Annotated in this window: 8 protein-coding genes; 2 read left to right on the top strand and 6 right to left on the bottom strand. The window is 36.7% G+C overall.

Annotated elements, in window-relative coordinates; genetic code table 11:
* Window positions 1-61: 61 nt before the first annotated feature.
* The 6 genes from C8E03_RS17590 to C8E03_RS17565 all read right to left on the bottom strand — a co-directional run bounded on the left by C8E03_RS17590 (window position 62) and on the right by C8E03_RS17565 (window position 9,863).
* Complete coding sequence (locus C8E03_RS17590; RefSeq protein WP_170123046.1) at window positions 62-1,831, bottom strand: methyl-accepting chemotaxis protein; 1,770 nt, start codon at window positions 1,829-1,831, stop codon at window positions 62-64.
* A 162-nt stretch (window positions 1,832-1,993) separates the two neighbouring features.
* A complete protein-coding gene (locus tag C8E03_RS17585) occupies window positions 1,994-3,976 on the bottom strand; it encodes an alpha-glucuronidase family glycosyl hydrolase (RefSeq protein WP_110291726.1) in 1,983 nt (660 codons plus the stop codon).
* 12 nt (window positions 3,977-3,988) lie between these two features.
* A complete protein-coding gene (locus C8E03_RS17580) occupies window positions 3,989-6,160 on the bottom strand; it encodes a glycoside hydrolase family 3 C-terminal domain-containing protein (protein WP_110291725.1) in 2,172 nt (723 codons plus the stop codon).
* 104 nt (window positions 6,161-6,264) lie between these two features.
* Complete coding sequence (locus C8E03_RS17575; protein WP_110291724.1) at window positions 6,265-7,953, bottom strand: extracellular solute-binding protein; 1,689 nt, start codon at window positions 7,951-7,953, stop codon at window positions 6,265-6,267.
* A 70-nt stretch (window positions 7,954-8,023) separates the two neighbouring features.
* Window positions 8,024-8,896, bottom strand: a complete 873-nt coding sequence (locus tag C8E03_RS17570; protein ID WP_201798208.1) for a carbohydrate ABC transporter permease — start codon at window positions 8,894-8,896, stop codon at window positions 8,024-8,026.
* A gap of 10 nt (window positions 8,897-8,906) precedes the next feature.
* Complete coding sequence (locus C8E03_RS17565) at window positions 8,907-9,863, bottom strand: ABC transporter permease (protein WP_110291723.1); 957 nt, start codon at window positions 9,861-9,863, stop codon at window positions 8,907-8,909.
* 477 nt (window positions 9,864-10,340) lie between these two features.
* On the opposite strand from C8E03_RS17565, the gene C8E03_RS17560 reads away from it, so the two are divergent.
* Both C8E03_RS17560 and C8E03_RS17555 read left to right on the top strand, forming a co-directional pair.
* Window positions 10,341-11,207 carry an AraC family transcriptional regulator gene (locus tag C8E03_RS17560; RefSeq protein ID WP_094375804.1) on the top strand — a complete coding sequence of 289 codons (867 nt, stop codon included), beginning with the start codon at window positions 10,341-10,343 and terminating at the stop codon, window positions 11,205-11,207.
* A 43-nt stretch (window positions 11,208-11,250) separates the two neighbouring features.
* Complete coding sequence (locus C8E03_RS17555; protein WP_110291722.1) at window positions 11,251-14,628, top strand: glycoside hydrolase family 2 TIM barrel-domain containing protein; 3,378 nt, start codon at window positions 11,251-11,253, stop codon at window positions 14,626-14,628.
* Window positions 14,629-14,706: the final 78 nt, after the last annotated feature.

Genomic DNA, 14,706 nt, shown 5'->3' with positions numbered 1-14,706 from the left:
CTGTTATATAGTAAAAAACAACAAAGGCCTTTTCTATTTCCCTTGTTGTTTTCTGATTGCTTTAAATATTTGCAAACTGATTTACTTCTGCCTTGAGTGCTTCTTTTATACTTCTGTTGTCCTCTGCCTGTTGGTATATTTGGTGAATCGCTTTTGCTAAGTCGTTAGTACCTCCTGCTACATTTGTAATTCCTACGGTACTATCATCAATCGTCGTAGCAATTTCATTAATTCCTATGTTCATTTCATTCATCGTATCTTCCAACGTTTTCGTGCTGCCTGAAAACTGCTCTAATAAGTTATTAATGTTAATTGCATCTTCTTGGTAATGCACTGCTGTTTCTACAAACTTGTCATAATCATTGAGCACTTCTGTATCTATAAATTCAAGCATCTTCTTAGCATCATTTGCTAAGTTTTCTACTCCGTTGGTCACCATCTGACTAATTTCTTGTATATTATTTGCAGTTTCTCTTGTATTATCCGCTAATCCTCGAATTTCTCCCGCTACAACTGCAAATCCTTTTCCTGCCTCACCTGCTCTTGCTGCTTCAATGGATGCGTTTAAAGCCAATAAATTAGTCTGTGAAGAAATATTTAAAATTTCGTCTGTTAACTCTTGAATTTTAATAACGGACTTACTGTTATCAATTGATTTTTCTAGTACACTTTTGATTTCTGACATTACTTCATTTGTATTGTTTTTACCGTTTTGTGCCTTTAGTCTATAATCCTCAGAGCGTTTTTGAATTTCTCCTGAAAGGTGATAGCCATCTTTTACCTGTGTTGCAATATTGGTGATGGAGTCTACTACGTTGCTGACTCCTGTACTTAATTCCTCTGAAGTTGCCGCTACCTCCTGCATTCCTGCTGCCAGATTTTCCATTGTTCTTGAAACCTCATTGACATTATGTTCTGATGTTTCTGCTTTCTCAATTACCAAATTCACGGATTCCTCCATATTATATGATTCCTTTTGTATTTTCTGCAGTATATGCTGTAAGCGGTCAATGAATGTATTGATTCCTAATACCAGATTACCAATTTCATCATTGCTTTTGATTTCGATTCTCTTTGTCAAATCACCCTGTCCGTGGTCAATTTCATGAATCAGGTCATTTAATTGTTTGTTTGCCTTTTTGATGGGCTTTACTATTGTTTGTAAAGTTACCAATACAATAACGATTCCAATTGAAACTAAAATGATAAAAAGAATTAAGTTGATTCTTGATGAGGACTGGTATTGATTATCCAGTTGTGTATTGGCAAGCTCTACTTGCTTATAAATCAACTCATTTAAAGCAGAATAAGTGGTATCCAATTGGTTGGTGGCCTCTGACATTCCATCGTTCGTATTTGGCTGTCCCTGCCCTTGTCCGGATATATCACTTGGAGTCTCTGTTGTTACTTGAGTTGAATCAAACATTCCGCTGATTGAAGAGGTATATGTTTCATAAGCCTGCTCATATTGTGTCAATGCGGCTGTCATTTCTTCATCATTAAATTTGCTTACAATTTCTTCAAGCTGGGAAAACATACTTTCTAAGGAAGTAGCCTCCTGATTCATATCTTCACGATTTGTGCTATCTGTTCCTTGTGAGGTATCTTCCTGTGTGCTGTTCATAGAATTATTTGCAAATTTTTGTACACGTTCTACACTTCTTGATGTTTCAGCCAATATACTGACTGCACTCAAACAATCGTTTGAAATTGTCTGTGCCTTCGTATTCATATTTCTGATTGAGCCTGACCATAATATAATGGTAACCAATCCTGTTGCAATTAGAATTGCCACCAAACTTAAAATCTTTACACTTATTCTTCTTCTCATCATATTGTCTCCTTTTCTAGTAACACCAGCATAGATACGTTTTACGCAGTCCGCTGTCTTAAATTAACCATATTATGCCTTTTTAATGTGAAACAGAAATGTCAACTTCTTGAAATAATTGTGAATTACGTTATATTGTTTATCTGTACGCTTTTTCTCTTCTTAATAAATAGGTCTTTGATGTTGATCTGCTATGCCTGACTTGCGATAAAAATATGAATTGATCTGATCACACCATTCTTTCGCATTATTTCTTTGTTGCTGAAAGCGGATTAGGGTTCTCTCATATTTTTCTGGAGATATAGATTCCTTTAATTGTTCCCACATAGAAAGCATTTCTTCCACTTTTTTTGCTCCTTCAAAATGAGTGTCATAAATATGTTGAAGTACTGTTTTTCCATTGTGTAATATATGATTATAGTCAACGTGATGAAAGAATAAGAGAAGTTCATCTGGACAGGTATCTGCATATTCATATTGCATTGCCAGGGGTGGATTGTAAAGGGAGGCATAACCTGTTCCCTTAAGACTTCTGTCTACCCCAATTCCAAAATGGTCTGCTCTGTGATAAGTTCCCCATTTGGAATATTCATATCCGTCTATATTTGGTCCATAATGATTACTTGGCGTTACCATAAAGCCGACCCCAAGAGGAGCTGTATATTTCTCATAAACAGGCCAGGACATCATTAAAAGCTTTGTTAAAACCATTACTACTTCTCTTTTATCGGAAAAGGTCTGGCTAATCCATTCCTTAACAATTTCCTCTGGGGAAAGCTTACTGTCCCAGGCCATCCTTCCAAAACCGTAAAAATTGGCAGCCGCCAAATCATGCCCTGTCCAGTTTTCATCATTACCTGTATTGGCTACTGCAACAATTCCCCGTCCCTTATGATTACAGCATTTTCCCTCTAATAAATCCGCAATCGTATCCTTATCTTCACCACAATAGGTTCTGGATGTCAGCAGTTCTTTAAACCAAGGAATTAAATAACACAAATCAATCTGCTGTCCGGTATATTCTTGTGCTATCTGAACTTCCATCATATGATTGGTTTTCTTTAGCTTTCCAAACAATGGCATAAACGGCTCGCGAACCTGAAAATCAATAGGTCCATTTTTAATCTGTAAAATCACGTTTTCTAAGAATTCACCATCCAAATCATAGAAATAATCGTAAGCAGCTCTGGCACGGTCAATTTTTTTGTCTCTCCAATCTTGCTGACAATTATAAACGAAACATCTCCAAATTATAATACCTTGATATGGCGCAATGGCTCTCGCCAACATATTGGCACCGTCTGCCTGATTCCTTTTATAAGTAAATGGACCGGGTCTGCCTTCTGAATCCGCTTTCACTAAAAATCCACCAAGTGTTGGGATATGCTGATACACAAGCTCCATTCTCTCCTCCCACCAAGAAATCACTGTTTTGTCAAGTGGATCTGCAGTTGTAATTCCTCCAATGTCAATGCAAGCTGCATAATTCAGACTTAGAAAAAGCTTTACCCCATAGGACTCAAACAAGTCTGACAACACTCTTAGCTGTTTTAAATAAGGCTCTGTAATAAAATCGGTTGCTTCAGCTCTCACGTTTACGTTGTTAATGACCGTTGCATTGATACCAATGCTGGCTAAAAGTCTTGCATAATCTTTTGTTCTTTCATTAACTTCAATTTTTTGGTTTTTAAAGAAAAAGGAATTGCCTGAGTAACCACGTTCTATACTTCCATCCATGTTATCCCAATGATTGAGCATTCGAAACTCTTTACCCGGTACCGATACCAAATGAATATCACTCAAGCTTTCCTTGCAGGCCGCCAGACGAAGTAGTGCAAAAACAGCATATAAAAGTCCTATCTGTGTATTGGCGGATAAGAAAATTAAATTATTCTTTCTTTCTATTTTATACCCTGCTTCATTTAGTGAAATTTCCTCAATAAGCATAAGACAAATCCCTTTTTGAGGCATACTGCGCTCAATTGCGATAGACTTCCCAAACATTTTATTAGTGGCCAGCCTTAGTTCCTCTAATGCATTATCAATTATTTTCCCTGATTCCAGCGTATATATTGCTTCAAAATAACTTGCGTCCTCATAATTTACAACGCAATGATACGCTAACCATGCCTGTTCCCAGCTCATACTTTATCTCTCCTATTCATAAATAGACGGATGATACAATACCTCATCACTCATACACTTTATTACTTTGCAAATTGGTCTTTTTTTAGTCAGTTTAACGCTTCTTTCATCTGGCTGTGATATACCAATGTATACCTTATAAGTTCCCTGATACAATTTAAGTCTTGCTTCTTCATCATAAAGCCCGAAGGAAGCGGCATCTAACGTAAATAATATTTCAACTTCTTCTTGTGCTTTTAGATGTACTTTTTTAAGACCCTTAAGTGAATAATTAGGCATATCCTTTCCAACGCATTGAATGTATAGTTGAATGGCTTCACCACCAGCCATTTTACCCTGATTCTTTACCATTGCCTTTACCGTAATGGTATCATCTTTACTAATCTGCTCCTGACTCATTTCCACTTTGATTACATCAATATCCGTATAAGTCAGTCCATATCCAAATGGATACAAGGCCTCCTGTGTCATATAGCGATAGGTTCTGTTTTTCATAGAATAATCGGTAAAATCCGGCAATTCCTCGGTGGTTTTGTAGAATGTAATTGGAAGCTTTCCTTCTGGTGAATTTTCTCCAAACAATACCTCCGCAATTGCTCTTCCTCCTTGAGCGCCAGGATACCATCCCTGTACAATAGCCGGAATATGCTCATCTGCAAAATTAACGGCAAGAGCACTTCCTGATAAAAGTATTAAAACAACTGGCTTCCCACTTTCATAAATGGCCTTTAAAACCTGCTCTTGCAATCCTGGCAGTTGAAGGTTTAGCTTATCTCCACTTGCAAATTCATTGCCCTGATCGCCTTCTTCTCCTTCCAAGCCTGAATCAAGTCCCATACAGGCAATCACTACATCGCTTTTGTCACATACGGCCTTGACCTCTGCGATTCGATCATTTTTTTCTCCCAATCCACTTATTTGCTCTTTAAAAAGGTGACACCCTTCCGAATAAAGTACTCGTGTATTCTCTCCAACATATTCTTTGATTCCTTCTAAAACTGTGATGTATTCGGAAGCAGTTCCTTCATAATTACCAACTAAGGCTTTTCTGTTGTTGGCATTTGGTCCAATAATTCCAATTGTCTTTAAACTATCCTTTTTTAATGGCAATATTTGATTTTCATTTTTAAGAAGTACCAAGGTTTTCTTAGATATATCTTTATTTAATTTGCAATGCTCAGGACAATCTACCTTATCATAGTCGATTGCATCAAATGATGTCTTTGTTTTTTCAAATAAACCAAGCTTCATACGTGTTACAAATAAATTCGTAACAGCTTCATTCAAACGCTCCTCGTTTACTAAACCATCTTCTACTGCTTTCTTTAAATAAATGAAAATGTTTCCACAATTTAGATCACATCCATTATTCATCGCCAATGCGACAGACTCAACCGGTCCGTTAGTTACCTTATGATGTTCGTGAAAATCTTTAATAGCCCAGCAATCACTTGTCACGTGCCCCTTAAAATTCCATTCTGTTCTTAGAATATCTTTCAATAAGGTTTTGCTTCCACAGCATGGTTCTCCGTTTGTACGGTTATAAGCTCCCATTACTGTTTCTACCTCTGCCTTTTCTACACATGCCTTAAAAGCTGGAAGATATGTTTCATGCAAATCTTGAAGAGTTACCCTTGCATCAAAGCTGTGTCTTACATCCTCTGGTCCTGAATGTACTGCAAAGTGCTTCGCACAGGCAGCCGTTTTCATATATTCGCCATCACCCTGCATTGCCTTGATAAAGCTCACACCAAGACATGATGTTAAATAGGGATCCTCTCCAAAAGTTTCATGACCTCTCCCCCACCTTGGATCACGAAATATATTCACATTAGGTGCCCAAAAAGTAAGACCCTTGTATATATCCGTATCCTTATATTTTTGCTGCATATTGAATTTAGCTCTTCCCTCTGTGGATACAACTTTGCCAACTTTCTTTAAAACCTCTTCATCAAAGGTAGCCGCCAGGCCTATCGCCTGTGGAAATACAGTAGCCACACCTGCTCTTGCTACCCCGTGTAATGCCTCATTCCACCAGTTATAGGATTTGATACCTAATCGTTCAATCGCGGGTGCGCTATGCAAAGTTTGAAATACCTTCTCTTCTAATGTCATTTGCTCTACTAATTTTCTAGCCTGGTTTTGATATTTTTCTCTTTTCATGTTGTAAGGTATAACTCTCATATTATCTCCTATCTGCGATATAATACCTTTTGCAGGTAAAATAAGGATTCTAAGCGCCCGCTTGAACCCTTATTTTATTATATTAAAAATTTGTCGCTCTAATTTTAGTAACCAAGAATACTTTTTGTTTTGCTGAATATTTCATTTGCTTTCTCAATGTATTTTGTAGATCCCTTGGATTCACAGTTTTTTACATACTCATCCCAGTCTGCATCAAGATCTGCAGTTCCTGTAATGAAGCTTAAAGTCATCGTGTTAATATAGTCTGTAAGTGGAACTCTGATTAATTCCATTTCTTCTGTCTCGTCTTCATTTGCAAGTATTGGTGGATCAATCTTTTGCGGTTCTCTATTGTTGTTCACTCTTTCTGTAAAATTTTTTTCCTCTTCGGTCATCTTAGAAGCTCTTAGCTCTTCGGTCCCTCCGTATGCAAATACTCCTCCACCAAATCCATAGTCAATATTTAATTTCTTCGTGCCATCTGGATTAATGCCATTAAAGTAAATATCAGGATTTAATACTATCTTACTATCCTCCACTGTATATGTAGTTCCTTCTACTCCCCATAGGGAAAGTGTCTGCCCTTCATTAGAATACCATAACCAGTCAACGAAACGAAGCATCTTAATAAATCCCTCTTCTCCTAATTCATCCAATGCATTTTGAGAAATCATTATTCCGTTTTCGAGTCTGGATAATTCTGTTCTAAGATTCCCCATTGGTCCTCCAGGAGGAGTCACCATATAAAGGCTGGCATTCTCATCTTGCATCTTTTCATTTTTTATCATATCAGATAACTGCTGATAATTGGCAGTCAGCACATAGGATTCTCCTCTAAAGAACTTCTCCCTGGCAGCATCGATATCTTGTGTATATGTTTCTGAGTCTACAATTCCCTCTGTATACATTTTGTGAAAGAAACTTAAAAACTCCTTAAACTTATCGCTTGTGTCCACAAAGGAAAATTCCATTTTATCCCAATCAAATTTAACTGCATTTTGAAGTCCCCAGTCTCCTCCATCTGAGGAACGTCCTGCTTTTACTCCATACTCTACTGCTGCCAGATTCAGTGCACAGGAACCTTGATATTGATCAGACCACACATAGGGTGCTCCCGTATATTCTTTTACCTGCTTTAATGCATCATAAAATTCTTCCCATGTCCAGTTCTTTTCTAATGTCTCTACATCAACGCCAGCTGCATCGAATATATCTTTTCTGATAATCATAGAGTAACCACCACCTTGCGATTCCCACATACCCGGTAGTACATAGTATTTTCCATCATCTTTCAGCTTTTGTTTTAAATCCTCTTCCATTCCCCAATCTTGTACGCACTTTTGATAATTTGGCATGTATTGTACCCAATCACTGATTGGAACAATCTGACCACTGGCTACATAAGGTGCTTCATCATAGGTCTTTGGAATAATATATGGTGCGGAGCCAGAGTTAACAAGGGCAGATTTTTTATCTTCATAATCCGTTCTTGCTACTAAGGTTAAATCAAAGGTTACATTGGTTTTTTCTTCAATTGCCTGCCATAATAGCCAGTCTTCCTTGTAAGGATAGTTCTCATGGTCACTAAATAACATGGAATAACTTACGGGTTCATCTGAATAAAAGGTCTTGTCAGCACCAAAGGTGTATTCCTCATTTCCTTGTGCCTGTGTTGACCCCTCCTGTGTGTCAGAGGTTTGATCAGCCAGTGTATTTTTTGAAGATGCCCCACATCCCATTAAACCAGTGACCATTGAAACCGTTAGTAATACTGCTACCATTTTCTTAGTCATATTATTCTACTCTCCCTTTCTTTGAAACAATATTAATCGTAACTATAAAAGCACTAAATTGTTACTTATATTAACCTTTTACCGCTCCCATTGTCATTCCCTGTACAAAATACTTCTGTACAAAAGGATAGACACATATAATCGGTAATGAAGTTAGTACCATTGTTGCTGACTTAATTGTCGTAGTAATCTGACTTTCTTCTGCGCCCGAACCCATTTCTACGTTATTCGCACCTTCTACCAATTGTCTGACCCACAGTGCTACCGGCCACTTGTCTTTACTGTCTAAATATATAAATGGTGCAAACCATTCATTCCAGAGGCCAACGAGATAAAACAAACACATCGTTGCAATAATTGGTTTTGATAATGGTATGATTATTTTTGCAAATATGGAGTAAACCCCCATTCCATCGATTGCTGCTGCTTCTTCCAGCTCCTCCGGTAATCCTGAAAAAAATGATTTCATTAACAATAGGTTAAACGTACTAATAGCTCCCGGCAATAGAATAGACCACATGGAGTCTCTTAAGTTTAGCCATTTTGCAACTAATATGTAATTTGGAATCATACCGCCTGAAAAATACATTGTAAATATACAAAAAGGAATAAAAAATTTATTTAGTCTTAATCTACTTTTTGATAACGGATATGCCAATATAGCAGTACCCGCAACTGATATCAAGGTTCCCATAATTCCATAAAAAATGGTGTTTGCATAGTATCTATAAAATTCAACCTTACTTAATACATATTTGTAAGTTGTGATTGTAAATTCAATTGGATAAAAACTAACTAATCCTGCCGCTACTGCTTTATCCGAGCTAAAGGATTGCGCGATCAAATAAACAAATGGATACAGCGTAACAAATACAACCATAAACATGATTAAAAAATTTGTAATTAAAAATATTTGTCTGCTTTTAGAAACTTTTATTTTCATTCTTTTCCCCCTACCATAAACTGCTCTCTGTAAATTTCTTAGATAGCGTATTGGCGCTTGTTACTAAGATCAACCCAATAATTCCCTCAAATAGTCCAACCGCAGTCGCATAGGAGAAGTTTCCTCCTGTTATACCCATTCTATAAACATAAGTGCCAATAATATCTGCTTTTTCCTGTGTAAGTGGATTATATAGGAGTAAAATCTTTTGCATATTTGTAGATGTCATTATTCCTCCGACATCCAGAATCAATAATGTCATAATGGTAGGCATGATACCCGGTATCGTAATATGTAAAGCCTGTTTAAGCTTTCCTGCCCCATCAATGGCCGATGCCTCATACAATTCCATGTTAATATTTGTCATAGCCGTAAGGTATAGAATGGTTCCCCACCCCAATGCCTGCCAGACACCCGAAGATATATAAATAGTGGAAAAACTCTCAGGCAAAGAAATAAATGCCATTTTTTCAAATCCCATTCCTGCTATTAAACTATTAATTGGTCCATTCAGGGAAACAATTTCCTTTACCATACCACAAACGACTACTAAAGATATAAAATGGGGTAGATAACTGACAGTCTGTACAAACTTTTTAGCAGCTAATGTTTTAATTTCATTCAATAGCAAAGCAAAAATTAAAGTGGCCGGAAATCTTACCGCAATATAAGATATACTCAGTCGAAGGGTATTTTCGAAAGCTTTCCAAAATGATTCATCCTGAAGAAATTGATTAAAATATCGAAGCCCTACCCAAGTGCTTCCAAATATGTTTGAACCTCCCTTATATTTTCGAAATGCAATAATATTTCCTGCCATTGGTATGTATTTAAATATGATGTAATAAGCAATTGGAAGAACTAAAAAAGAATATAGCTTCCATTCCTTTTTTACATGTCTGAGCAACGAGAACAACTTCTTGTGTTTTATCTTACTTTCTGTTATTGATACTTTATCTTTTCCCATCCGAAATTTCTCCCCTTCTTTTTATCAATTCCCTTTTGAGTTACATTTCATTGTTTGTAGATCACTTGCGATGTTTTAGTTATTTTGTATATTTTATTTCCCCTCTTGTTTGTATTATAGTGCACTAATTCAAAACATTCCCCTCATTCTTTCTTAAATTACTATCAAATATTGTTATTTTTTTTGAATCTTATTAATTAGAATCATTTAGTCTTTACTTTTTATATCTTTCGTTTTATACTTTTCTTATGACTATTTGCTTATTATTTGTATTTTTTCGTTTAATAACAAAGTAATATTATTATTTTTGTTTATTTTGTATACTTTGTCCGAATTTTGTGATAATTATTTTTGATTATATTTGATATTTTTGATTATATTTGGACATGTTTCGCTTCTATATGATGAAAGAATTAGTATAGTCAGGGAGTAAAATACCTCTCAACATCATTATATAAAATTAAGGGAGTTGATATTATGATTGAAATATTAGATGGTATACGTGAAACCATAATTTATGATGAAAATATGCCAATTCGATTTTATTTTAATGCAGACTATGAGAATTATCCAATACACTGGCAGCCAGCCATTGAGGTGATCATGCCCATTGAAAGCATTTATACTGTTAAAATTGAAGAAAATACCATAATTTTAAATCCAGGTGATGTTCTTTTTATTTCTCCCGGCGTACTTCATGAGATCTTCGCTCCTAATAAAGGGAAAAGATATATTTTTCTATTTGAGCCTCCCCTATTTTCCACAATTAAGGGGCTTGATTCTCTTGCTTCCATGTTCTATCCTTATGCCCTTTATACTAAGGAATCGGGTGAATATGCCAAAGAGAAAATGAATCGGCTGATGGATAGCATTTATTTAGAATATTCAAGTAATTCTATTCTAAAATATGCATCCATTTATTCTTTGATTTTAGAAATGTTAGTCATTGCTGAACGAAATAAGACAAACCTGCCAATTGATATTGTCAATATAAAAAATACAAGAGCTCACAAATATGTCAGCAAATTTCTGGAGATTTGCAATTACATTGACGAGCATTGTACCGAGAACATTGGTGTTGGTGAATTAGCTAAGCTGAGTGGTTTTAGTGAATCGCATTTTATCCGATTATTTAAGCAATTTACGAATTACTCTTACTATGACTATTTGAATCGTTCTCGCATCACCTATGCTAAAAAGTTATTGACTACTTTAACTGATGCAACAATAGTAGATATCTCTATGCAATCTGGCTTTGGCAGTTTAGCCACTTTTAATCGGCTTTTTAAATCGATTAACAAATGTACTCCTACTCAATATAGAAATTTACAGCAAGAAAAATAAGAAATCTTTATTACGACTTTAAGTAAGAAGAAAGGATGTATGCATGAGCATAAAACAGTATTTTAACACAGATTGGAAATTTACCAAACAAAAAATCGGTCAAAGCCTAAGTAATTTGGATTCTCTTACGATACAGTGGACTGATGTTGATCTGCCTCACGACTGGCTTATCTACGGAGATGACTTGTATGAAACAAGTGAGGGCTGGTATCAGAAAGATTTTTATTATACGTCAGTAAGCAATCAGCTTCTGTCGCTTTGTTTTGATGGAGTTTATATGGATTCCACTTTGTTCATTAATCATAAAGAAGTTGGCACCTGGCCCTATGGCTATAGTTCTTTTGAGTACGAAATTACTCCTTATCTGATGACGGGCAAAAATGATATAAAGCTTCGTGTAAAGCATGAACATCCAAACAGCCGTTGGTATTCAGGTGCAGGAATCTATCGGAATGTATGGCTTAAAAGCTATGCTATGAGCCACTTCATAGAAAATGGCATTTATATTTCTACCAATAAAAAACAAGAGGACTATTCTCTCATTGTTTCTCATGAAATCAGTCAAAATGCAATAGGAACGGTTCGACATACTCTGCTTGATGCAAACGAGAAGCTCATTATGTCCGGCATAAGCTCTGATGTTGAGATATTGATTCGTGACATCATTCCTTGGACCTTAGAAAAGCCCTATCTTTATACCCTTCGTTCTGAATTACTCATCGATGATGTTGTTGTAGATACCGAAAACAATCGTTTTGGCTTTCGAAGTATTACATTTGACTGTAATCAGGGTTTTTTCTTAAATGGGGTACATACGAAATTAAATGGAGTCTGTCAGCATCATGATTTAGGTGCGCTTGGAAGTGCTTTTCATAAAACGGCTGCCAAAAGACAGTTGTTGCTTTTAAAGCAAATGGGAGCCAATGCAATTCGGACTTCGCATAATATGCCTGCTCCTGAGCTTTTGGCACTGACTGATGAAATGGGATTTCTGGTAATTGATGAAGTGTTTGATATGTGGGAGCGTTCTAAAACAGCTTACGATTATGCACGTTTTTTCAAGGAGCACTGTGTAAAAGACGTAAAAAGCTGGATTCGTCGCGACCGAAATCATCCAAGTGTCATTATGTGGTCAATTGGAAATGAAATTTATGATACTCATGCCGATGAGCATGGGATGGAAATCACACAGGCATTGTATGATGAGGTGAAAAAGCATGACAGTCGTAATAATGCGTACGTTACTATCGCTTCAAATTATATGACTTGGGAAAATGCGAGAAAATGTGCCAATATTGTAAAACTGGCAGGCTACAACTATACAGAAAAGCTATATCAAGAGCATCACAAAAAGTATCCTGATTGGGCTATTTATGGCAGTGAAACCTCTTCACTGGTGCAAAGTCGTGGAATTTACCATTTCCCGCTTAATGAGCCTATTTTATGTGAGGATGATGAGCAGTGTTCTTCCCTTGGAAACAGCACCACAAGTTGGGGTGCGAAAAGCATGGAGTCTTGTATTTTGAGTGAACGTGATACCCCTTTTTCAATGGGACAATTCATTTGGACTGGGTTTGATTATATCGGAGAGCCGACTCCTTATCACACAAGAAATTCCTACTTTGGTCAAATTGATACGGCAGGTTTTCCTAAGGATTCCTTTTACTTTTATCAGTCGTCGTGGACCAGCTACAAGGAAAATCCCATGATCCACATCTCAACCTATTGGGACTTTAACCCAAACCAGCTCATTGATGTACGGATTATGTCTAATGCTCCTAAGATTGAGTTATTTTTGAATGATATTTCTTTAGGCTGTCAGCATCTTGAGCATCAAATCGGAACTAAATTAATTGGAGATTGGCAGATTCCTTATGAAAGGGGACATCTGCATGCCGTTGCTTTTGATGAAAGCAACCAAATCATCGCTTCAGACGATGCATATTCTTTTGATGATGCTGCTACTATCGAGTTAACTGCAAATAAGCAATGTATGACAGCAAACGCAGAGGATTTAGTCTTTGTAACTATACGAATGATGGATGCTCAGGGTCATCCGGTTGAGAATGCAAACAACCGTGTCTATGTTAAGGTGGAGGGAGCAGGCCGTTTAGTTGGTCTGGATAATGGTGACAGTACGGACTCTGACTCCTATAAGGGGTCTAGCCGAAAACTGTTTAGCGGAAAGCTGTTGGCAATGGTTGCTTCCACTCTGGAAAGCGGATCTATTACAATAAATGTCACATCAATCGGCTTACCTATGGGACAACTTAAACTAAATGCTGTTGCTTCACCGAATAAACCAGTTGCTTCTGCACTGCTGTCTTCCTTTGAAAGTATTATTACGCGTGAAATACCCGTTCGTAAAATAGAGCTTATTTCAAGAAACGGACAAACCTTTACCAAAGACCATACAAGGATTATTGTCGAAGCTCGAATTTATCCAATGAATGCATCCTATCATGACATAAACTGGCAAGTAACGAATGCTTCTGGTGTTGCAATTCAAATTGCTTCTGTAAAATCTTTATGTGATGCAGAACATTTAGTTGAAATCACCGCTCATGGAGATGGAGATTTTCGTCTTCGAGCTAGCTGCAAAAACGGAGGAGATCATGCACAGATCATATCCTCTCTAGAATTTTCGATTAGTGGTTTAGGTTCGCTTACTTTGAATCCTTATCAATTTATTTCCGGCTCACTGTATAGCTCCTATGAGGGAGAAATTAGTAATGGAAATGAACGCGGCGTGGCTACGTCAAGAGATTCATTAACTTGCATCACCTATGACAATCTTGATTTTGGAGAATATGGCTCTGATACACTGACACTTCCCATTTTTGAATTGGAGAGTACTCCTGCTGTCATTCGCTTTTACGAAGGAAAACGTAACACAGAAAAGCTTCTTGGCTCATTTATTTATGATAAAGAAACCATCTGGAATGTGTATCAAGATGCAACATATATCCTGAATCAACGCTTATCAGGAATTACGAGTCTTACGATTGAAGTAGAACGTAAGATTCATATTAAGGGCTTTTGCTTTTTAAAAAAAGAAAAGGCTTTTGAAAAGATCTATGTAAAGGAAGCCAATCATATTTATGGGGATACTTTTACCATTTCTTCTCATTGTGTTGAGGGTATCGGCAATAATGTATCACTTGAATTTAAAAATATGGATTTTGGCAATCGGGGGGCAGGCAAGGTTATTATATGCGGCCGCTGCCCGATAGACAGAAATACCATTCAGATACATTTTCATAATGAAGCCTTTGATTCCATAGAGATTGCAGAATTAAATCACAGCGACCACTTTGAAGTCCAGACGTTTGACATACGCCGCGTCTTTGGTATGCAAACCGTAACCTTTGTATTTCTTCCCGGAAGCAATTTTGATTTTCAATGGTTTCGCTTTGAATAGATAGTACTGCACCTATTTACTAAAGATTTTACTAAACTGTGAACACAAAAGAGTTGTTTCATGAATTTTTGAATCAAC

This window comes from Lachnotalea glycerini (genome assembly GCF_003201285.1).
Taxonomy (GTDB): domain Bacteria; phylum Bacillota; class Clostridia; order Lachnospirales; family Lachnospiraceae; genus Lachnotalea; species Lachnotalea glycerini.
This window is presented reverse-complemented; position numbering and strand designations above follow the sequence as displayed.